Here is a 20,617-nt window from a genome sequence, read left to right on the forward strand (position 1 = left end):
CCGAAGACATTAAGAATCCATGTCACTTTGAGTGCCCACACAGATTGTCTGATAAATTGTTAAAGAGCAGTTGCAACGCGGCTTTCGCTCACCGTTGCGAGGTGGCGTATATTACGCTTTCCTCTTTCAGAGTCAACCCGTTATTTCAGGATTTTTCTCTTCAACCGACCGGGCTGTCTGTGAAGTGATTCACATCCGCCGTGTCAATGGAGGCGCATTATAGGGAGCTGCCGAGGAATGACAAGCGGAAATATGCATTTTTATTTCGACCGCTCACCTTTTCGCCAAAAAGGCTATTTCTGATGCTTTTTTATCTCTTTTGGCAGCTCTGCCAGGCTATTTATCACCCAATCCGCTGCACTTTCGGCTTCTGGCGTTACGGGCTTACCGGTGCGTACTAATATTTTGGTACCCACTCCCGCCGCAGCGGCTGCCTGCATATCTTCCAGCTTATCGCCCACCATATAGGAAGCAGCCATATCAATGTGCAAGAAATCCTGTGCCGAGTTAAACATGCCTGGATGCGGTTTACGGCAGTCACAGGTCTGACGATACTCTTCCACGGTTCCCTGCGGGTGGTGCGGGCAATAATAGATGCCATCAAGATCGACCCCGCGATCGGCCAGCGACCAGTCCATCCATTCCGTCAGCGTCTCAAACTGCGCTTCGGTGAACTTACCACGCGCAATACCAGACTGATTGGTGACCACCACCAGCGCATAGCCCATCTCTTTTAGCTGGCGCATTGCCTCTATAACGCCGTCGATAAATTCGAACTCATCGATCTCATGCACATAACCGTGATCCACATTAATAGTGCCATCACGGTCGAGAAAAATTGCGGGTACTGATTTTGCCACCGGTTTGCTCCTGAAAAAGGCCTGTTGAGCTAGTATCTCATGAATCGCAGCGCAATAAAGTGCTCATCATACAGAGTTGGATTGATTTAGACGTCTGGATGCCTTAACATCCGTTTTGTTTACGGTCATCACCCGTATCTGGCAGAAGAAAATGCCACGGCTAACTTACATACGATAAAAATAATCTAATGATTAAACTTTCCAATATCACCAAAGTGTTCCAGCAGGGGAACCGAACCATTCAGGCGCTGAACAATGTCAGCCTGCATGTTCCTGCTGGTCAAATTTATGGCGTCATTGGCGCATCGGGTGCAGGTAAAAGCACGCTGATCCGTTGTGTTAACCTGCTTGAGCGCCCAACCCAGGGCAGCGTAGAAGTTGGCGGTCAGGAACTTACCGCTCTTTCAGAAAAAGAGCTGACTAAAGCGCGTCGCCAGATTGGCATGATCTTCCAGCACTTTAACCTGCTGGCTTCCCGCACAGTGTTCGGCAACGTCGCGTTACCGCTGGAGCTGGATAACACGCCAAAAGAAGAAGTGAAGCGTCGCGTTACCGAACTGCTGGACCTCGTGGGTCTGGGTGATAAGCATGATAGCTACCCGGCAAACCTGTCCGGTGGGCAGAAGCAGCGTGTCGCTATTGCCCGCGCGCTGGCCAGCAACCCAAAAGTACTGCTGTGCGACGAAGCCACCAGCGCACTGGATCCGGCCACCACGCGTTCTATTCTGGAGCTGCTGAAGGACATTAACCGTCGCCTGGGCCTGACGATCCTCCTTATTACGCACGAGATGGACGTGGTGAAACGCATCTGCGACTGCGTGGCGGTCATTAGTAACGGCGAGCTGATCGAGCAGGACACGGTAAGCGAAGTATTTTCCCATCCGAAAACGCCGCTGGCACAGCAGTTTATTCAGTCCACGCTGCATCTGGATATTCCAGAAGATTATCTGGAGCGTTTGAAAACCGAACCTACGGCTGACAGCGTCCCGATGCTGCGTATGGAATTCACCGGTCAGTCCGTTGATGCCCCTCTGCTTTCCGAAACCGCGCGTCGCTTTAACGTGAACAACAACATTATTAGCGCGCAGATGGATTACGCCGGCGGCGTGAAGTTCGGCATCATGCTGACGGAAATGCACGGCACCCAAGAAGAAACCCAGGCCGCAATCGCCTGGCTGCAAGAACATCATGTAAAAGTAGAGGTACTGGGTTATGTCTGAGCCGATGATGTGGCTACTGGTTCGCGGCGTTTGGGAAACGCTGGCAATGACCTTCGTATCGGGTTTCTTTGGTTTTGTGATTGGCCTGCCGGTAGGCGTACTGCTGTACGTGACGCGTCCGGGTCAAATCATTGAGAACGCGAAGCTCTACCGTACGCTTTCCGCGCTGGTGAATATCTTCCGTTCCATACCGTTCATTATTCTGCTGGTGTGGATGATTCCGTTTACCCGCGTGATCGTCGGTACGTCTATTGGACTGCAGGCGGCCATCGTTCCGCTGACCGTAGGCGCAGCGCCGTTTATCGCCCGTATGGTGGAAAACGCCCTGCTGGAGATCCCAACCGGTTTGATCGAAGCTTCCCGTGCGATGGGTGCCACGCCGATGCAGATCGTGCGCAAAGTCCTGCTCCCCGAAGCACTGCCGGGCCTGGTGAACGCGGCAACTATCACGCTCATCACGCTGGTCGGTTATTCCGCAATGGGCGGTGCTGTTGGCGCTGGCGGTTTAGGTCAGATTGGTTACCAGTACGGCTATATTGGATATAACGCTACCGTGATGAATACCGTTCTGGTATTGCTGGTTGTTCTGGTTTACTTAATCCAGTTCTCTGGCGATCGCATCGTCCGGGCTGTTACTCACAAATAACGTTACACACAACACAAACTCGACGAGTTAAGGATAAAACATGGCGTTTAAATTAAAGACCTTCGCAGCAGTAGGCGCGCTGATTGGCTCTCTGGCACTGGTGGGTTGCGGTCAGGACGAAAAAGATCCAAACCATATTAAAGTGGGCGTTATCGTAGGTGCAGAACAGCAGGTTGCTGAAGTTGCTCAGAAAGTGGCGAAAGAAAAATACGGTCTGGACGTTGAACTGGTGACCTTCAACGATTACGTTCTGCCGAACGAAGCGTTGAGCAAAGGCGATATCGACGCCAACGCCTTCCAGCATAAGCCATACCTGGATCAGCAGATCAAAGATCGCGGCTATAAGCTGGTGGGTGTAGGTAACACCTTCGTTTACCCGATTGCCGGCTACTCCAAGAAAATTAAATCACTGGACGAACTGCAGCCGGGCTCTCAGGTAGCCGTGCCTAACGATCCAACCAACCTCGGTCGTTCCCTGCTGCTGTTGCAGAAAGTGGGCCTGATCAAACTGAAAGACGGCGTTGGCCTGCTGCCAACCGTTCTGGATGTCACCGAGAACCCGAAAAATCTGAAAATTGTTGAACTGGAAGCACCGCAGCTGCCGCGCTCTCTGGACGATGCGCAGATTGCCCTGGCCGTTATCAACACCACTTACGCCAGCCAGATTGGCCTGACGCCAGCGAAAGACGGTATCTTCGTTGAAGATAAAGACTCCCCGTACGTTAACCTGATCGTGACTCGCGAAGATAACAAAGACGCGGAAAACGTGAAGAAGTTCGTTCAGGCCTATCAGTCAGACGAAGTTTACCAGGAAGCCAACAAAGTGTTTAACGGCGGCGCTGTTAAAGGCTGGTAATCTCACCTCAGTGTAATATCATCAGGACGGGCTTATGCCCGTCTTGTCATTTGTGCAGTCACCTGATTCAATATCTGACGTTTTGATTATCCATTGAGGAATTATTATGCGTGCTTTACCGATCTGTCTTTTAGCACTCATGCTGAGCGGCTGTTCTATGCTAAGCAGATCTCCTGTTGAACCCGTTCAAAGCACGGCAACCCCGCCAAAAACAGAGCCTGCAAAACCGAAAGTGGTTCGCCCTGCGCCGGTTCGCATTATCACCAAGGCTGACGAACTGGTCGGCAAACCGTTCCGTGAACTGGGTGAAGTGAGCGGCGAATCCTGTCAGGCAACCAATCAGGACTCTCCACCGAATATCCCAACAGCGCGCAAACGCATGCAGATTAACGCCGCAAAAATGAAAGCTAACGCGGTGCTGCTGCACAGCTGCGAAGTCACCAGCGGCACGCCGGGCTGCTACCGTCAGGCGGTTTGCATCGGTTCTGCGCTGAACATTACGGCGAAATGAGTGCGTTTCAGTTTGAGCAAATAGGGGTTATTCACTCTCCGTACAAAGAGAAGTTCGCCGTGCCCCGCCAGCCCGGTCTGGTCACCAGCGGCAGCGGCGAGCTTCATCTTCAGGCGCCTTATAACCAGGCTGATGCGGTACGCGGGCTCGAGTCTTTCAGTCACTTATGGGTGGTATTTGTCTTTCACCAGACAATGGAAGGCGGCTGGCGTCCCACCGTGCGTCCTCCGCGCCTGGGCGGAAATGCGAGAATGGGCGTGTTTGCAACTCGCTCGACCTTCCGTCCAAATCCGATCGGGATGTCGCTGGTTGAACTGAAAGGCATACGCTGCCAGAAGGATCAGGTCATCCTTGAGCTGGGCAGCCTGGACCTGGTGGACGGCACGCCGGTTATCGATATCAAACCCTATTTGCCTTTCGCCGAAGCCCTCCCGGATGCGCGCGCAAGCTACGCTCAGGACGCACCGCAGGCGGATATGCCAGTCTCGTTTACGCCTGAGATCGCCCTGCAGCTGAGTCAGCTGGAGAAACGCTATCCTCGCTTACGGGATTTCATTACTGAAGTTCTGGCACAGGATCCCCGCCCGGCCTACCGTAAAGAAGAGGAAGCAGGAAAGACGTACGCCGTCTGGCTGCTGGATTTTAACGTGCGCTGGCGCGTTACTGGGGCAGGTTTCGAAGTGTTTGCCCTTGAACCCAGGTAATTTTGTTCTCCTCTCTTTTGGCATCTTTGCCACACTGGTAAACTAAACCACTTTTTTGTGTCAGGCTGGCGTTTCAGCCTGTTCCAATCGTCGAAATGGAACCGTAACAACATGCGTACTAGCCAATATCTGCTCTCCACTTTGAAGGAGACACCTGCCGACGCCGAAGTGATCAGCCATCAGCTGATGCTGCGCGCCGGGATGATCCGCAAGCTGGCCTCCGGGTTATACACCTGGCTGCCGACCGGCGTGCGCGTCCTGAAAAAAGTCGAAAACATCGTGCGTGAAGAGATGAACAACGCCGGTGCTATCGAGGTGTCCATGCCCGTGGTTCAGCCCGCTGACCTGTGGCAGGAGAGCGGCCGTTGGGAGCAATATGGCCCAGAACTGCTGCGCTTCGTCGATCGCGGCGAGCGTCCGTTCGTTCTCGGTCCTACGCATGAAGAAGTGATTACCGATCTGATTCGTAATGAGCTGAGCTCTTACAAACAGCTGCCGCTGAACTTCTTCCAGATCCAGACCAAGTTCCGTGACGAAGTGCGCCCACGCTTCGGCGTGATGCGCTCTCGCGAATTCCTGATGAAAGACGCCTACTCTTTCCATACCTCACAGGAGTCGCTACAAGAGACCTACGACAAAATGTACGAGGCTTACAGCAAAATCTTCTCCCGCATGGGTCTGGATTTCCGCGCGGTGCAGGCTGATACCGGCTCCATCGGCGGTAGCGCATCCCATGAGTTCCAGGTTCTGGCGCAGAGCGGTGAAGACGATGTGATCTTCTCTGACTCTTCAGACTACGCGGCGAACATCGAATTTGCAGAAGCGCTGGCACCAAAAGAACCTCGCGGTGCGGCAACGCAAGAGATGACGCTGGTTGATACGCCAAACGCGAAAACCATCGCCGAGCTGGTTGAGCAGTTCAGTCTGCCGATTGAAAAAACCGTGAAAACGCTGCTGGTGAAATCCACCGAAGGCAGCGCTTACCCGCTGGTTGCCCTGCTGGTGCGTGGCGATCATGAACTGAACGAAGTGAAAGCCGAAAAGCTGCCGCAGGTAGCCAGCCCGCTGACGTTCGCAACGGAAGCGGAAATCCGCGCCGTGGTGAATGCCGGTCCAGGTTCACTGGGTCCAGTCAATCTGCCTGTGCCGGTTGTTATTGACCGCACGGTTGCTGCAATGAGCGACTTCTCTGCGGGTGCTAACATCGACGGTAAGCATTACTTCGGCATCAACTGGGATCGCGACGTGGCGACGCCGGAAGTGGCTGACATCCGTAACGTGGTTGCAGGCGACCCAAGCCCGGACGGCCAGGGTACGCTGATGATCAAGCGCGGCATCGAAGTGGGCCACATCTTCCAGCTGGGTGATAAATACTCTCGCGCGCTGAACGCCGCCGTTCAGGGTGAAGATGGCCGTAACCAGATCCTGACCATGGGCTGCTACGGTATCGGGGTGACGCGCGTGGTGGCTGCGGCCATCGAGCAGAACTACGACGAGCGCGGCATCGTCTGGCCGGACAATATCGCGCCGTTCCAGGTGGCTATTCTGCCAATGAACATGCACAAGTCTTACCGCGTGCAGGAGCTGGCCGAAAAGCTGTACGCCGAGCTGCGCGCTCAGGGTATTGAAGTACTGATGGATGATCGTAAAGAGCGTCCGGGCGTGATGTTTGCCGATATGGAACTGATCGGTATTCCGCACACCGTCGTCATCGGCGACCGTAACCTCGACAGCGATGAGATTGAATACAAATACCGTCGCAGCGGCGAAAAACAGATGATCAAGACCGGCGATATTCTTGATTACCTGGTGAAAGCCATCAAAGGCTAAACAAAAAACCCCGCTCTGGCGGGGTTTTTTAATGGCTCAACGTCAGCTTATTTGCTGCTACAGTCTTTACCCGCGACAAACTTCGCGTCTTTATCTGCCACCAGCGTTTTCACCATCTCCCCGCTATCCGGGTTTGGCTCCAGCGTAAAGTGGCCGTCAACCGTCAGCAATATTGGCTTGCTGTCGTTGCCGCGCGCCACGGCGTAATCACGTTCAAGCTGCGCATTGTTTGCCACGCTAACTTTCTTACCGGTAGCGCAGTCGGTAAAGATCGCCGCGTCCGCCATATAGAAATACATCCCCCGCATCGCCATCGGCGTGGCAGGCAGCGCCGCTTTCACCGGCGTCAACGTGTAGTTGAACTGGGATTCAATCGGATTGCCTTCCCGGTCGAGCATTTCCATGTTCTCGCCTTTAGGGCGGAACCAGGTTTTGTCACCGGAGGTATCCGTCAGGACCAGTTTCTCAGCCGTACGCGCCCATGTCCCGTAAGTCGCAAATGAAGAAGGTTCTTTCGCGCCCTGATAGCGCTGGTTCATCACCCAGGTACCGTCTTTTTGCAGGAACAGTGACGTTTCAATGCCTTCGCAGTCCGCGCAGGGCAATACGCCGCGCCAGCTCTGCTGCATTGGCTTTAACTCTTCATTCTGCGCTGGCTGCAAAACCTGCGTTTCAGAACGGTTGTTACACCCGAAAAGCGCAAACAGCGTACTCACTGCCAGCGCTGAAAATAATGCTTTTTTCACAATGAATTCCTTATGAAAATTGTGTTCCCTTTCGTCACTCCATCGGGCGACGAACTTTACCGCGTAATGCTTTCACTGTGGATTTTTGGGCTTTCGAGGACAGCCGACGCTCTTTCGATGCGCGAGTTGGCCGCGTTGCCCGGCGGCTTTTTTGTACTGCCGTTAACTCTTTGATAACCGCCACCAGCCTGGCTATCGCCGCTTCCCGGTTGAGCTCCTGGCTGCGGTACTCCTGGGCTTTGATCACAATCACGCCATCGCTGGTGATCAGGTGATGGCTGGCGGCAAGCAGACTTTCTTTATAATACTCTGGCAGGCTTGAGGCCCGAATGTCAAAACGCAAATGGATAGCCGTCGAAGCCTTGTTAACGTGCTGCCCGCCCGCGCCCTGAGCACGGATGGCGGCGATCTCCAGCTCGTTATCAGGGATGCTGACGTTTCGGGACAGGACGATCATGACGCAGGCTGCCAGGCCGTCAGATGAATTTCCAGATTATTCTGAGAATCAGAAAGCCAGATGGCTCCGTCCTGAATCGTTGCCTGCAGCGCCATCGTCCGGCTGGCAAACTCGCTCAGCTGCGCCAGCTGTTCATCATCCAGATACCAGACGGCGAGATTTTTAAACTGCGCGCATTTATTCTTATTTTGCTGCCACCAAATCTCCGCCGCGCGCTGGTTATAGGCGAACAACGCCACTTCCGCAGACTGAGTACACGCCTTTTTAATCCTGCGCTCGTCCGGCAGACCGAGTTCAATCCATAAATCGATCCCCAGATGGTCGTTGCGCAGCCAGGCTTCAGGCTCGTCTTCCGCGCTTAACCCACGGGTAAACTGCAGACGTTCGTTGGCGTACTTAATCCACGCCAGCAGGCGCAGCATCATACGCTCCTGCGTTTCGGAGGGGTGGCGTGCCAGCGTAAGCGACGCGTCCAGAAACTGGTTGCGATCAAGATCGGCCACGTTGACCACTGCTTTGTAAATTGTCGCTTTCAGCGCCATGAGAGAACTCCATTCGAATCAGCCGCACATTGTAGCGAAAACGGAGGCAAAAGGCTGTTACGGAGTAATAAATACACCGCTATCAAGGCGCTGATATTGCTTAAATGAGTATGGTATAGTCACCTTGCTAAACCGAGTTTATCTTCGTAGGCTTAATGAGATCTCACAGTAAGTCAGTGCGCTGGCGGGAGGGGATGTGAATAATTATTGTGAGTTAATTCGCAAACGGTATGCGGAAATCGCCAGCGGAGATCTGGGGTATGTCCCGGACGCGTTGGGCTGTGTATTGAAGGTGCTTAATGAAGTGGCCTCTGATGAGAGCCTTTCAGAGTCGGTCAGGGAAAAAGCAGCGTATGCTGCGGCGAATTTACTGGTGAGCGATTATGTCGATGAATGATACTTATCAACCCATCAATTGTGATGACTATGACAACCTCGAACTCGCCTGCCAGCATCATTTAATACTGACGCTGGAGCTAAAAGATGGCGAAGTGTTGAAGGCGAAGGCCAGCGATCTGCTTTCACGCAAGAATGTGGAATACCTGGTCGTGGAAGATGCCGGTGCGACGCGCGAGCTGCGTCTGGACAAAATTGCCAGCTTCAGCCACCCGCAAATCGGCACCGTCGTGGTGAGCGAATCCTGATGACATTAACGGGCAGCCGGGCTGCCCGTTACGCTTTCCGCCACTCGAAGCAGACCCCCTCTTCTGTCCAACCCGCTTCCGTGATGAACACCCCTGCAGCAGCAATCAGCGTTTCACCGTAGAACAGCAGCGGCGTGGTGTCGCGCAGCCACGGCGGCACGTTGCACTCCTGCCATATCTTTTTCAGCTTCCTTCCCCCGTTGCGTCCGACGATATGCAGCAAGCCGCCAGCCTTAAAGCGCACGCTGACCGCTTCACCGGGGTTTGGCAGACGCACATGACCCGTCGGCATCAGAGAGACGCTCCCCGCATCCTGGGGCAATATCAGCGGTGCCTCTGGTGAGGGCCAGTGGAGCACCACATCGGTCAGCGAGGGGGAGGATTTTACCCACCAGAGTTTGCCTTTATAGCGTCTGACCTCATATCCACTCAGGTGTACGCAGGGGGAAGCATCTTCCCGCGCCTGCGCGACTTCGTCCCAGATACGGCTCAGCATTGCCCGCGACGGCATCGGAGCATGATGAGTGGCAAGCCAGCGGCGTAACAGCGCGGCCCGACGCGCCGGGCTTATCGCCTCCAGAGGCGCAATTGCCAGCGCCCCGTCTTCTGAAATCAGGTCAGACAGCTCCTCACTGAGCAACTCATCCAGCAGGCTTTCCTGTTCGGCGCACAGCATGGCGCTTCTTGCTGTCGCGTCGGCAAAATGCGGCCAGCGCTCGCTCAATAGCGGGAGGATGCGCAGACGCAGGAAGTTACGATCGTAGCTGTCGTCCTGGTTGCTCTCATCTTCGATCCAGCTCAGCTGATGCTCCCGCGCCCAGGCTTCCAGCGACGCGCGGGTCTCGCCAAGCAGCGGACGCAATAATTGCGTTCCGGCAAAATCAGAACGCGCCGGCATGGCGGAAAGCCCTGCGGGTCCGCTGCCCCGCTTAAGCGCCAGCAAAAAGGTTTCGCACTGATCGTCCAGATGCTGCGCCGTGACCAGCGCCTCGCCGGGCAGCAATACGCCGGCAAAAGCGGCATAGCGGGCTTTACGCGCCTGCGCTTCAATACCCAGCCCTTCATCAGCAAGGGTGACGCGCTCAACGACGAGCGGGATAGCCCACGCCTCACACAGGGCTTCACAGTGCGCCACCCACTCCTCTGCATGAGGGCTTAGCCCGTGATGGATGTGTATAGCCCGAAGCTGGACGCCAGGATCCCGGTCGCGCCAGAGCTTAAGGCGATGCAGCAACACGGTGGAATCCAGGCCACCGCTAAACCCCACCAGCAGCTGGCGGTACGGTGAAATGGCTTGTGCGATAGCGGGTAAGGTCATAGGAAATTACACATAAAAAATGCCCGAACTGAGCGGGCATTATCACACAGGACAAACATTACTGCTGGTAAAGCTCCAGCGGCAGGCCATCCGGGTCGTTAAAAAAGGTGAAGCGCTTGTCGGTAAACGGATCGACGCGAACGGGTTCGCACGTCACGCCGTGCGCTTCCAGATGTTTTACTGCGCTATCAAGGTCATCAACGCTGAAAGCCAGATGACGCAGGCCGCAGGCTTCCGGGCGGGACGGACGCGAAGGCGGGAAAGGAAAAGAGAACAGCTCAATCACATACTGCCCATTTAGCGCGAGATCGCCCTTCCAGGAGTCGCGCTCCTCGCGGTAGGCCTCGCTCATGAGCGTAAAGCCAAGAATGTCGCAGTAGAAGGCCTTACTTTTCGCATAATCGGTGGCAATGATCGCAATATGGTGAACCGCTTTTAAACCCAGCATAGCTTCTCCTTTTTATGATGCCTGAACGTTACAACCGAAAAGCCACACCAGGCAAGCGGTCACCTTTATTTTAGGACTCGCACCCAGTACACGCCGTTTTCATCGCGTTTCGCGCCGTGGATATCCGTTTCAAAGCCCGGATAGTGACGCCCTACCGAACAGAGCATCAGCAGGAAATCGAGCACCGCCCGGCTCTCCTCGGTAATCATCTCACCCGGCATCAGCAGCGGCACGCCCGGCGGATACGGCAGGATCATGTTGGCCGATACCCGCCCGACCAGATTTTCCAGCTCAACGGTTTCGACTTCACCTTTCACCTGCCGCTGCCAGGCCTTGTGCGGCGTCAGCTTCATATCAGGCAGGACGTCAAACGCCTGGAGCATCAGGCGCGGCAGATCGTGCTGGCGGATCAGCCTGTGGATCCCCTGGGCCAGATCCTGAATACGCATGGTGCGGTAGAAGTCAGGATCTTCCGCGTAGAGATCCGGCAGCATGTTCTTCACCCGCAGGTTGAGATCGTAGGCGCGCTTAAACTCCATCAACCCGCGCAATAGCCCCATTGCCCGGGTTTTGTCGATCCCGATGCTGAACAGGAACAGTAAATTATAGGGGCCGGTCTTTTCCACCACCACGCCGCGCTCGTCAAGGAACTTCGCCACCAGCGCGGCGGGGATCCCTTCCTCGCCCATCACGCCCTGTTCGTCCATCCCCGGCGTCAGGATCGTCACCTTCACCGGATCGAGGAACATGTGGTCCGCATCGGCATCCCGAAAGCCGTGCCAGCTCTCTCCCGGCGCCACGGGCCAGCACTCCGCCTCGTCGATCTCTTCCGGCTGCCAGATATCGAAGAACCAGCCGTCGGCCTCATCCTTCAGCCGCTGGACCTCTTTGCGGAAATGCAGCGCCCGTTCCACCGAGCGGTTAATCAGGCGTTTACCCGGATTGCCGCGCAGCATCGCCGCCGCCGTCTCGATAGAGGCCACCAGCGGATAGCTCGGAGAGGTGGTGGTGTGCATCATAAAGGCTTCGTTAAACGTATCCTCGTCGTACTCGCCTTTGATATGGATTAACGAAGCCTGCGAAAACGCGGCCAGCATTTTGTGCGTCGACTGCGTTTCGAAAAATACCTTGCCCGGCACGCGCTCACCGCTCATGCCGCTTTTACCCGAATAAATCGGGTGGAAATTGGTATAGGGCACCCACGCGGAATCGAAGTGGATCGACGCCACGTCCAGCGTCTGCTTGATCCAGTTCGTGTTATACAGCAGACCGTCATAGGTGGAGTTGGTGATCACCGCGTGGACAGGCCAGCTTGCGTCGGGGATCGCCGCAACCTTACTTTCGATGGCTTGATGCGTGAACTCCCGGCGCGGAATGCCGCCGAGGATACCGAGCGCGTTACGCGTGGGAGACAGCCAGATCGGGACGACGTCGCTCATCATCAGCAGGTGCGCCAGCGATTTATGGCAGTTACGGTCAATCAACAACGTGCTTCCGGTTGGCGCGGCGTACATCCCGACGATTTTATTCGAGGTTGAGGTGCCGTTGGTTACCATATAGCTCTGCTCGGCGCCAAAGGTGCGGGCGATATACTCTTCGGCTTCCAGATGCGGGCCGGTGTGGTCCAGCAGAGAACCCAGTTCGGTCACTGAAATCGACACGTCTGCTTTCAGGGTATTGCCGCCGAAGAAATCGTAGAACAGGCACCCCACCGGGCTTTTTTGATAGGCCGTTCCGGCCATGTGTCCCGGCGTACAGAAGGTGTATTTCCCCTCTTTCACATAGGTGAACAGCGCGCGCGTAAACGGCGGTGTGATGTTATCAAGGTATTCGCCGGTGTACTGCTGAATGCGGGTCGCAATGTCCTCGGCCACGCCGAGCGAGTATTCGAAGAACCACAGCGCCATGCGCATATCGTGCGCGCTCACGTCCATGGTGGAGTGAGTGTTGATAAAGGCGTACAGCGGAAGGTATTCATTCAGCCTGTTTATCTCGCTGCACAACTCCATGTCGTATTCGTCCCAGTCGAATATCACGCCACAGATGCGCGGATTATGTTCGATGAATTTCAGCAGATCGGCGCTGTTCTGCGGCCAGATTAGCTGATATCCGCGTGCTTTCAGGGCTTGCTCCAGCTCCTTGATGGGCTCGTCTTTATAAAAGACGCCGTGTGGCCCCATGATGGCAATGATGTTCATGGTTTACCTCCTTGAAAAACATCAGATAAGCATAGTTAAGGTAAACGGCAGGTATAAAAAAAGCCGCAACAAAGTGCGGCTTTTCAGATAATTGTGAAGCTTACGCGTAACCGTAAGTCATCAGACGCTGGTAACGACGGTTGAGCAGGTCTTCTTTGCTCAGGACGTCCAGATCGGCCAGGTCGGCCAGCAGCTGTGCTTTCAGGGAAGCAGCCATCACTTCCGGCTTACGATGCGCGCCGCCCAGAGGTTCCGGGATAACGGTGTCGATCAGCTTCAGCTCTTTCAGACGCGGCGCAATGATGCCCATCGCTTCAGCGGCCAGCGGCGCTTTGTCGGCGCTTTTCCACAGAATGGACGCACAGCCTTCCGGAGAGATAACGGAATAGGTGCTGTACTGCAGCATATTCACTTTATCGCCCACGCCAATCGCCAGCGCACCGCCGGAACCACCCTCACCGATAACGGTACAGATGACCGGAACCTTCAGGCGAGACATCTCGCGCAGGTTGCGGGCGATAGCTTCAGACTGGCCGCGCTCTTCCGCGCCCACGCCTGGGTATGCACCCGGGGTGTCGATGAAGGTGATGATAGGCATATTGAAACGCTCGGCCATCTCCATCAGACGCAGGGCCTTACGGTAGCCTTCTGGTGCTGGCATACCGAAGTTACGACGGATCTTCTCTTTGGTTTCACGGCCTTTCTGATGACCAATGATCATCACCGGGCGTCCGTCCAGACGCGCGATGCCGCCAACGATAGCTTTGTCGTCAGCGTATGCGCGATCGCCTGCCAGTTCGTCAAATTCGTCAAACGCCAGGCGGACATAATCCAGGGTGTACGGACGCTGTGGGTGACGCGCCAGCTGGGCGATCTGCCATGCGCCGAGATCGGCAAAGATTTTGCGCGTCAGTTCTACGCTTTTTTCGCGCAGACGATGCACTTCTTCGTCGATGTTAATATCCAGTTTTTCATCCTGACGGCTTACCGCTGTCAGAGAATCGATTTTCGCTTCCAGCTCAGCAATCGGCTGTTCGAAATCAAGGAAATTCAGACTCATAGTATTCCTGTATTAGTCAAACTCCAGTTCCACCTGCTCCGAACCAATGAGGCCACGGAGATCGTTCAGTAAACGATCGCTCGGAGAGACACGCCACGTTGCACCAAAGCGCAACCGCGCACGTGCATCCGCCCTCTGATAGTAGAGATGTACTGGAATGGTCCCCGAGCGGTGGGGTTCCAGAGACTGACGGAGTCGGTTTAAAAGCTGGTCATCAATTTGCCTGTCCGTCAGCGAGATAGCAAGCCCGCGAGCATATTTTTCCCGGGCTTCGTCAATGTCCATCACTTCGCGGGCGGTCATTTTAAGCCCCCCGCTGAAGTCATCAAAGCTGACCTGTCCGCTGACGATAAGTATGCGGTCTTTTTCCAGCAATTGCTGGTATTTATCCAGCGCGTCGGTGAACAGCATCACCTCCAGACGCCCGGAACGGTCATCTAACGTACAGATGCCGATACGATTGCCGCGCTTGGTGACCATAACCCTTGCAGCAATCACGAGCCCCGCAGCCGTGGTGATTTTACCACGATCTGTCGGATGCATGTCTTTTAGCCTGTTGCCTCCGACATAGCGCTCAATTTCTTTGATGTACTGGTTGATCGGGTGACCCGTCAGGTACAAACCTAACGTTTCACGTTCGCCATCCAGCACCACCTGTTCTGGCCAGGGCTGACAGTTAGAGTAAGACTGCTCAATCTGCTCTGGCTCTTCCGCCAGTACGCCGAACATATCCGCCTGGCCAATGGCTTCCGCTTTTGCATGCTGATCGGCAGCCTTCAACGCATCCCCGAGCGAGTTCATCAGCGCGGCGCGGTGCGGCCCCAGCCTGTCGAACGCGCCGGACATGATCAGCTTTTCCAGCACGCGGCGGTTCAGTTTTTTGGTATCGGTACGGGCGCAGAGATCGAACAGCTCGCGGAAGTAGCCGCCGTTGTTACGCGCTTCGATGATCGCCTCGATCGGCCCCTCACCCACGCCTTTGATCGCGCCGATCCCGTAGACGATCTCTCCGTCATCGTTGACGTGGAAATGGTAGAGCCCGGAGTTAATATCCGGCGGCAGGATCTTCAGGCCCATGCGCCAGCACTCGTCCACCAGGCCGACTACCTTCTCGGTGTTGTCCATATCGGCGGTCATAACCGCCGCCATAAACTCAGCGGGATAGTGCGCTTTCAGCCACAGCGTTTGATACGAAACCAAAGCATAGGCAGCGGAGTGGGATTTGTTAAACCCGTACCCGGCGAATTTCTCCACCAGGTCGAAGATTTTCATCGCCAGTTCGCCGTCAACGCCGTTTTTCTTCGCCCCGTCTTCAAAAATGGAGCGCTGCTTGGCCATCTCTTCCGGTTTTTTCTTACCCATCGCACGACGCAGCATATCCGCACCGCCGAGGGTATAGCCGGAAAGCACCTGGGCAATCTGCATAACCTGTTCCTGATACAGGATGATGCCGTAGGTTGGCTCCAGCACCGGCTTCAGGCTTTCGTGCTGCCACTGCACGTCCGGGTAGGAAATCTCTTCGCGCCCGTGCTTACGGTCGATGAAGTTATCCACCATCCCTGACTGCAGCGGGCCCGGACGGAACAGGGCCACCAGTGCGATCATATCTTCGAAGCAGTCGGGCTGCAGGCGCTTAATCAGGTCTTTCATGCCGCGGGATTCAAGCTGGAAGACGGCTGTCGTCTCCGAGCGCTGCAGCATGTCGAAACTTTTCTTGTCGTCCAGCGGGATGGCCGCGATATCCAGCGGCGGCTCGCCGTTCTTCTCGCGGCGGGCGTTGATCATCTCCAGCGCCCAGTTGATGATGGTCAGCGTACGCAGGCCGAGGAAGTCGAACTTCACCAGCCCGGCGTATTCCACGTCGTTTTTATCGAACTGGGTAACCGGGTGCTGGCCCGCTTCGTCGCAGTAGAGCGGCGCAAAGTCGGTGATTTTGGTCGGGGCGATAACCACGCCCCCCGCATGCTTACCGGCGTTACGCGTCACGCCTTCAAGCTTACGCGCCATGTCAATCAGCGCTTTAACTTCTTCGTCCGCTTCGTAGATTTCCGGCAGCTGAGGTTCGGCTTCAAACGCTTTTGCCAGCGTCATGCCCGGATCGGGCGGTACCAGCTTAGAAATACGATCGACAAAACCGTACGGGTGACCCAGCACGCGGCCCACGTCGCGGATAACCGCTTTCGCCGCCATGGTACCGAAGGTAATGATCTGCGAAACCGCGTCACGGCCGTACATATCGGCCACGTGCTCGATGACCTGGTCGCGTTTTTCCATGCAGAAGTCAACGTCGAAGTCGGGCATGGAAACACGTTCCGGGTTAAGGAAACGTTCGAACAGCAGGTCAAATTCCAGCGGGTCGAGGTCGGTGATTTTCAGCGCATACGCCACCAGCGAGCCCGCACCCGAGCCACGGCCCGGTCCAACCGGAACGCCGTTATCCTTCGACCACTGGATAAACTCCATTACGATCAGGAAGTAGCCGGGGAAGCCCATCTGGTTAATCACCTGGAGTTCAATATCCAGGCGTTCGTCATACTCCGGACGACGTTTTTTACGCTCTTCTTCATCCGGGAAAAGGAATTCGAGACGCTCTTCCAGACCCTCTTTCGATTTCATGACCAGGAAATCTTCCGTAGTCATGTCCCCCGTCGGGAACTGCGGCAGGAAGTATTCGCCGAGGCGCACGGTCACGTTACAGCGCTTGGCAATCTCTACGCTGTTTTCCAGCGCTTCCGGAATATCGGAGAAGAGCTCACACATCTCCTCTTCGCTGCGCATATACTGCTGCGATGAGTAGTTGCGCGGGCGCTTTGGATCGTCGAGGGTGAAGCCATCATGGATAGCGACGCGAATTTCGTGCGCGTCAAAATCGCCGGACTCCAGGAAACGCACGTCGTTCGTTGCCACCACGGGCAAGCCGCGCTCTTCAGCCAGCGCGACAGCAGCGTGCAGATAGTTCTCTTCATCCTGGCGACCGGTTCGAATCAGCTCCAGATAGTAACGATTCGGGAAGTACTCTTCATAGAACGAGACGCACTGATCCACCAGCGCGCTGTTACCGCGCAGCAGTGATTTGCCGACATCGCCCATGCGGCCGCCGGAGATCAGCAACAGCCCTTCGTTCAGCTCAGCCAGCCAGTCCCTGTCAATCCACGGGCCCAGCGCGCCGTAACCGCGCTGATAGGCTTTTGAGATAAGCAGGGTGAGGTTTTGGTAGCCCGTATTGTTCATGGCCAACACGGAGATTTGCGTCAGCTCATCGCCGATGAGATCGCTCTGCACATGAAAATCCGCACCGACGATAGGCTTCATTCCCGCGCCATGCGCCGTCCCGTAGAACTTCACCAGGCCACACAGGTTGGTAAAATCGGTGATCGCCAGCGCAGGCATGCCCAGAGAGGCCGCCTTTTTTACCAGCGGCCCGGTCTTCGCCAGCCCATCGATCATGGAGTAGTCGCTATGCACCCGCAGGTGTACGAAACGTGGTTCAGCCATCTTCAGATTCCGCGTTACTTAATTGCTTGCGTATTGATTCAGGACACCAGTCCCAGCGCGCGCTTCACCGGGCCAAAGCTGCGCCGGTGATGTTCGGTTGCGCCATGTTCAGCCAGCTTTTCCAGATGGAAAGCCGTTGGATACCCCTTATGCTGGCCGAAACCATACTGAGGATAAGTGAGGTCCAGCGCGGCCATTTCGGCGTCGCGCGTCACTTTGGCAATAATAGAAGCTGCACTGATCTCTGCGACGCGGCTGTCGCCTTTAACAACGGCCATAGAAGGCATCGGCAGCGCCGGGCAACGGTTTCCGTCGATCAGCACATATTCAGGCACAACCTTCAGGCCAGCAACAGCTCGCTGCATTGCCAGCATCGTGGCGTGCAGAATATTCAGATCGTCGATTTCATTCGGCTCTGCGCGCCCAACGCTCCAGGCCAGCGCCTTCTCTTTAATTTCATCGAACAGCGCCAGGCGGCGCTTCTCACTGAGTTTTTTTGAGTCGTTCAGACCAATAATCGGGCGCGTTGGATCGAGGATCACCGCGGCGGTCACCACGGCACCGACCAACGGGCCGCGCCCGACTTCATCCACTCCGGCAACGAGGTGCGTGTGGGGATAAATAAATTCCATCATTTTGCTAACTCCAGCACTGCATCAGCCGCTTGCTCATCAGCATTACAGCGGATCAGCTGATGCAGTTCACGGAAGGTATCGTGCATCTGGTGGCTGGTCTTGCCGTTTGCCAGCAGCGGCAGCAGGGCATCCGCAAGCGCCTGCGGCTGGCACTCATCCTGCAAAAGCTCTTTAACCAGCTCGCGCCCGGCAAGCAGGTTTGGCAGGGAGACATAATCCGTTTTCACCAGACGTTTTGCCAGCCAGAAGGTAAACGGCTTCATGCGATAACCGACCACCATCGGGCATTTCGCCAGCATACACTCCAGCGCTGCCGTGCCGGAAGCCAGCAGTGCGGCATCGCTCGCATACATGGCTTCTCGCCCTTTCCCGTCGAGAAGACGGACGTGAAGATCCGGGGCAACGTCGGCTTTGATTCGCTCAAACTGCTCGCGGCGTTTGGCATTCACCAGCGGCACCACCACTTCAAGATCGGGGTAAGTCTTGCGAAGAATTTGCGCCGTTTTCAGGAAATCAGCGCTGAGCATTTCCACTTCCGCGCCCCGGCTACCCGGCAGCAGCGCCAGACAGTGCACATCATGCGGGATACCAAGCACGTCACGCGCCGCGTTTTTATCCGGATCCAGCGGCATCGCATCCGCCATGGTATGACCGATAAAACGGCACGGAACATTAAATCTGTCGTAAAACGCTTTTTCGAAAGGCAGGAAAGCCAGCACCAGGTTGGTGGACCGCCCGATTTTGAAAACGCGTTTCTGTCGCCACGCCCACACGGACGGACTGACGTAGTGAATGGTTTTGATGCCCTGCTTTTTCAGATTACCTTCGAGGGTAATATTGAAATCGGGTGCGTCGATACCGACAAACACATCGGGTTTGAGTTCGGTAAAGCGGCGGGTGAGATCGGCACGAATATGCAGCAGGCGTCGCAGGCGCCCCAGCACCTCAACAATGCCCATAACGGCCAGCTCTTCCATTTCATACCAGGCTTCACAGCCTTCTGCCTGCATCAGCGGGCCCGCTACGCCCACAAAGCGAGCATTGGGTACACGCGCCTTAAGCGCACGGATGAGACCTGCACCAAGAATATCGCCGGAGGTTTCTCCGGCGACCAGGGCTATCGTAAGCGGACGACTGTCGACCATTAACGAATCAGACCCCTCGTGGAACGGTCAAAGAACTCTATGAACGCGTTCACTTCAGGATGCTTATTCGCCAGTTCGGCAATTTCCGGCTTCGCCTCTTCCAGCGTTTTACCGCTACGGTACAGAAGCTTGTACGCGTTGCGGATGGCAGTAATCGCTTCGCGGCTAAAACCACGACGCTTGAGGCCTTCGATGTTCACGCCAAACGGCGTGGCATGGTTGCCCTGCGCAATCACATACGGTGGAACGTCCTGCGCCACACCGGAGCATCCGCCGACCATCACGTGTGCACCAATGATGCAGAACTGATGGACTGCGGTCATGCCGCCAATAATTGCGAAGTCATCAACCGATACGTGTCCTGCCAGCGTTGCGTTGTTGGCAAGAATACAGCGATCGCCCACGGTACAGTCGTGCGCAATGTGCGCATTTACCATAAACAGGTTGTCGCTGCCCACCTTCGTCAACCCACCACCCTGCACTGTTCCACGATGAATGGTGACGCTCTCGCGAATACGGTTACGATCGCCAATTTCCAGACGGGTCGACTCACCAGCATATTTCAGGTCCTGGTTAACTTCGCCGATGGAAGCGAACTGATAGATCTCGTTATTGCAGCCAATGGTCGTGTGACCATTCACGACAACGTGAGATTTCAGTACTGTACCCTCACCAATTTCGACATGGGGTCCAACAATACAGAACGGGCCAATGTGGACGTTAGCACCAATGATGGCACCGGTTTCCACAATAGCGGTAGGATGAATAAAGGCGGATTTATCAATCACGTATCAGGACTCCCGGCTACGAGCACACATCATCGTCGCTTCGCAAACAACTTTGCCGTCGACCAGCGCTACGCCTTTGAAGCGAGTCAGGCCACGACGCGTTTTTTCAAAAGTGACTTCCATGATCATCTGATCACCAGGTACGACAGGACGCTTGAAGCGCGCTTCATCAATACCTGCGAAGTAATACAGTTCACCCGGCTCCAGCTTACCGACGCTTTTAAACGCCAGAATACCGGTAGCCTGAGCCATCGCTTCCAGAATCAACACACCCGGGAAGATAGGCTTACCCGGGAAGTGTCCCTGGAAGAACGGCTCGTTCACGGAAACATTTTTCACTGCGCGCAGAAAACGACCTTCTTCAAAATCCAGCACACGGTCTACCAGCAAAAACGGGTAGCGGTGCGGCAGAAGTTCTAAAATCTCTTCAATATGCAGAGTATGAGTGTCAGTAGTCAAAATACTCTTCCTGTCAAAATGTACTGATAACAATAATAACACGGCCTGCCGGTTT

The 20,617-nt window shown here is 55.4% G+C and carries 21 protein-coding genes; 8 read left to right on the forward strand and 13 right to left on the reverse strand.

Annotated elements, in window-relative coordinates; all coding sequences use genetic code 11:
* Positions 1 to 293: 293 nt before the first annotated feature.
* Positions 294 to 860 (reverse strand): D-glycero-beta-D-manno-heptose 1,7-bisphosphate 7-phosphatase, encoded by a 567-nt coding sequence (gmhB, locus tag OSH03_RS12575; RefSeq protein WP_266179221.1) that lies wholly within the window; start codon positions 858 to 860, stop codon positions 294 to 296.
* A 188-nt stretch (positions 861 to 1,048) separates the two neighbouring features.
* Here gmhB and metN point away from each other — a divergent pair, with 188 nt between their 5' ends.
* From metN to proS, 6 genes are all read left to right on the forward strand, one after another.
* On the forward strand, positions 1,049 to 2,080 hold the full coding sequence (metN, locus tag OSH03_RS12580) for a methionine ABC transporter ATP-binding protein MetN (protein WP_023334590.1): 1,032 nt from the start codon (positions 1,049 to 1,051) through the stop codon (positions 2,078 to 2,080).
* Positions 2,073 to 2,726, forward strand: coding sequence for a methionine ABC transporter permease MetI (locus OSH03_RS12585; protein ID WP_003856130.1), 654 nt, complete (start codon positions 2,073 to 2,075; stop codon positions 2,724 to 2,726). Before metN ends, OSH03_RS12585 begins: the two co-directional genes overlap by 8 nt.
* 40 nt (positions 2,727 to 2,766) lie before the next feature.
* Complete coding sequence (gene metQ, locus OSH03_RS12590; protein WP_014168729.1) at positions 2,767 to 3,582, forward strand: methionine ABC transporter substrate-binding lipoprotein MetQ; 816 nt, start codon at positions 2,767 to 2,769, stop codon at positions 3,580 to 3,582.
* A 106-nt stretch (positions 3,583 to 3,688) separates the two neighbouring features.
* On the forward strand, positions 3,689 to 4,093 hold the full coding sequence (gene rcsF / locus OSH03_RS12595) for an Rcs stress response system protein RcsF (protein ID WP_008501883.1): 405 nt from the start codon (positions 3,689 to 3,691) through the stop codon (positions 4,091 to 4,093).
* On the forward strand, positions 4,090 to 4,797 hold the full coding sequence (gene tsaA, locus OSH03_RS12600) for a tRNA (N6-threonylcarbamoyladenosine(37)-N6)-methyltransferase TrmO (RefSeq protein ID WP_061099156.1): 708 nt from the start codon (positions 4,090 to 4,092) through the stop codon (positions 4,795 to 4,797). The genes rcsF and tsaA overlap by 4 nt, the downstream gene beginning before the upstream one ends.
* A 111-nt stretch (positions 4,798 to 4,908) precedes the next feature.
* A complete protein-coding gene (proS, locus tag OSH03_RS12605) occupies positions 4,909 to 6,627 on the forward strand; it encodes a proline--tRNA ligase (RefSeq protein ID WP_163330364.1) in 1,719 nt (572 codons plus the stop codon).
* A gap of 47 nt (positions 6,628 to 6,674) precedes the next feature.
* Here the strand turns inward: proS and nlpE are convergent, their stop codons facing one another.
* The 3 genes from nlpE to OSH03_RS12620 are packed head-to-tail and all read right to left on the reverse strand — an operon-like array spanning position 6,675 to position 8,372.
* Complete coding sequence (gene nlpE, locus OSH03_RS12610; protein ID WP_266179222.1) at positions 6,675 to 7,373, reverse strand: envelope stress response activation lipoprotein NlpE; 699 nt, start codon at positions 7,371 to 7,373, stop codon at positions 6,675 to 6,677.
* A 34-nt stretch (positions 7,374 to 7,407) separates the two neighbouring features.
* Positions 7,408 to 7,830: an alternative ribosome rescue aminoacyl-tRNA hydrolase ArfB gene (gene arfB / locus OSH03_RS12615; RefSeq protein WP_151413531.1), complete on the reverse strand. Its 423-nt coding sequence runs from the start codon at positions 7,828 to 7,830 to the stop codon at positions 7,408 to 7,410.
* Positions 7,827 to 8,372, reverse strand: a complete 546-nt coding sequence (locus OSH03_RS12620) for a YaeQ family protein (protein WP_061099160.1) — start codon at positions 8,370 to 8,372, stop codon at positions 7,827 to 7,829. Before OSH03_RS12620 ends, arfB begins: the two co-directional genes overlap by 4 nt.
* Positions 8,373 to 8,568: 196 nt before the next feature.
* Between OSH03_RS12620 and OSH03_RS12625 the strand changes: the two genes are divergently transcribed.
* Positions 8,569 to 8,769 carry a YaeP family protein gene (locus tag OSH03_RS12625; protein WP_008501889.1) on the forward strand — a complete coding sequence of 67 codons (201 nt, stop codon included), beginning with the start codon at positions 8,569 to 8,571 and terminating at the stop codon, positions 8,767 to 8,769.
* Entirely contained in the window at positions 8,756 to 9,016 is a 261-nt protein-coding gene (gene rof, locus OSH03_RS12630) for a Rho-binding antiterminator (RefSeq protein ID WP_028015593.1), read from the forward strand. Before OSH03_RS12625 ends, rof begins: the two co-directional genes overlap by 14 nt.
* 28 nt (positions 9,017 to 9,044) lie before the next feature.
* Here rof and tilS read toward each other — a convergent pair whose 3' ends face one another.
* The 9 genes from tilS to fabZ all read right to left on the reverse strand — a co-directional run bounded on the left by tilS (position 9,045) and on the right by fabZ (position 20,562).
* Entirely contained in the window at positions 9,045 to 10,334 is a 1,290-nt protein-coding gene (gene tilS, locus OSH03_RS12635) for a tRNA lysidine(34) synthetase TilS (RefSeq protein ID WP_266179223.1), read from the reverse strand.
* A 58-nt stretch (positions 10,335 to 10,392) separates the two neighbouring features.
* On the reverse strand, positions 10,393 to 10,782 hold the full coding sequence (locus tag OSH03_RS12640; protein ID WP_151413529.1) for a VOC family protein: 390 nt from the start codon (positions 10,780 to 10,782) through the stop codon (positions 10,393 to 10,395).
* A gap of 65 nt (positions 10,783 to 10,847) precedes the next feature.
* Complete coding sequence (locus OSH03_RS12645; protein WP_266179224.1) at positions 10,848 to 12,980, reverse strand: lysine decarboxylase LdcC; 2,133 nt, start codon at positions 12,978 to 12,980, stop codon at positions 10,848 to 10,850.
* Between the two features lie 100 nt (positions 12,981 to 13,080).
* Entirely contained in the window at positions 13,081 to 14,040 is a 960-nt protein-coding gene (gene accA / locus OSH03_RS12650; RefSeq protein ID WP_013095666.1) for an acetyl-CoA carboxylase carboxyl transferase subunit alpha, read from the reverse strand.
* A 12-nt stretch (positions 14,041 to 14,052) separates the two neighbouring features.
* Positions 14,053 to 17,535, reverse strand: coding sequence for a DNA polymerase III subunit alpha (dnaE, locus tag OSH03_RS12655; protein ID WP_061099163.1), 3,483 nt, complete (start codon positions 17,533 to 17,535; stop codon positions 14,053 to 14,055).
* Between the two features lie 38 nt (positions 17,536 to 17,573).
* Positions 17,574 to 18,170 (reverse strand): ribonuclease HII, encoded by a 597-nt coding sequence (rnhB, locus tag OSH03_RS12660; protein WP_061099164.1) that lies wholly within the window; start codon positions 18,168 to 18,170, stop codon positions 17,574 to 17,576.
* The gene (gene lpxB / locus OSH03_RS12665; RefSeq protein WP_253540784.1) at positions 18,167 to 19,315 is read right to left on the reverse strand and encodes a lipid-A-disaccharide synthase; all 1,149 of its coding nucleotides are present in this window, start codon (positions 19,313 to 19,315) and stop codon (positions 18,167 to 18,169) included. Before lpxB ends, rnhB begins: the two co-directional genes overlap by 4 nt.
* Entirely contained in the window at positions 19,315 to 20,103 is a 789-nt protein-coding gene (gene lpxA, locus OSH03_RS12670) for an acyl-ACP--UDP-N-acetylglucosamine O-acyltransferase (protein WP_063440167.1), read from the reverse strand. Before lpxA ends, lpxB begins: the two co-directional genes overlap by 1 nt.
* Before the next feature lie 3 nt (positions 20,104 to 20,106).
* Positions 20,107 to 20,562: a 3-hydroxyacyl-ACP dehydratase FabZ gene (fabZ, locus tag OSH03_RS12675; RefSeq protein WP_010426706.1), complete on the reverse strand. Its 456-nt coding sequence runs from the start codon at positions 20,560 to 20,562 to the stop codon at positions 20,107 to 20,109.
* Positions 20,563 to 20,617: the final 55 nt, after the last annotated feature.

Origin of the sequence: Enterobacter nematophilus, from assembly GCF_026344075.1 — a bacterium.
In the GTDB taxonomy this organism is placed as follows: Bacteria; Pseudomonadota; Gammaproteobacteria; order Enterobacterales; family Enterobacteriaceae; genus Enterobacter; species Enterobacter nematophilus.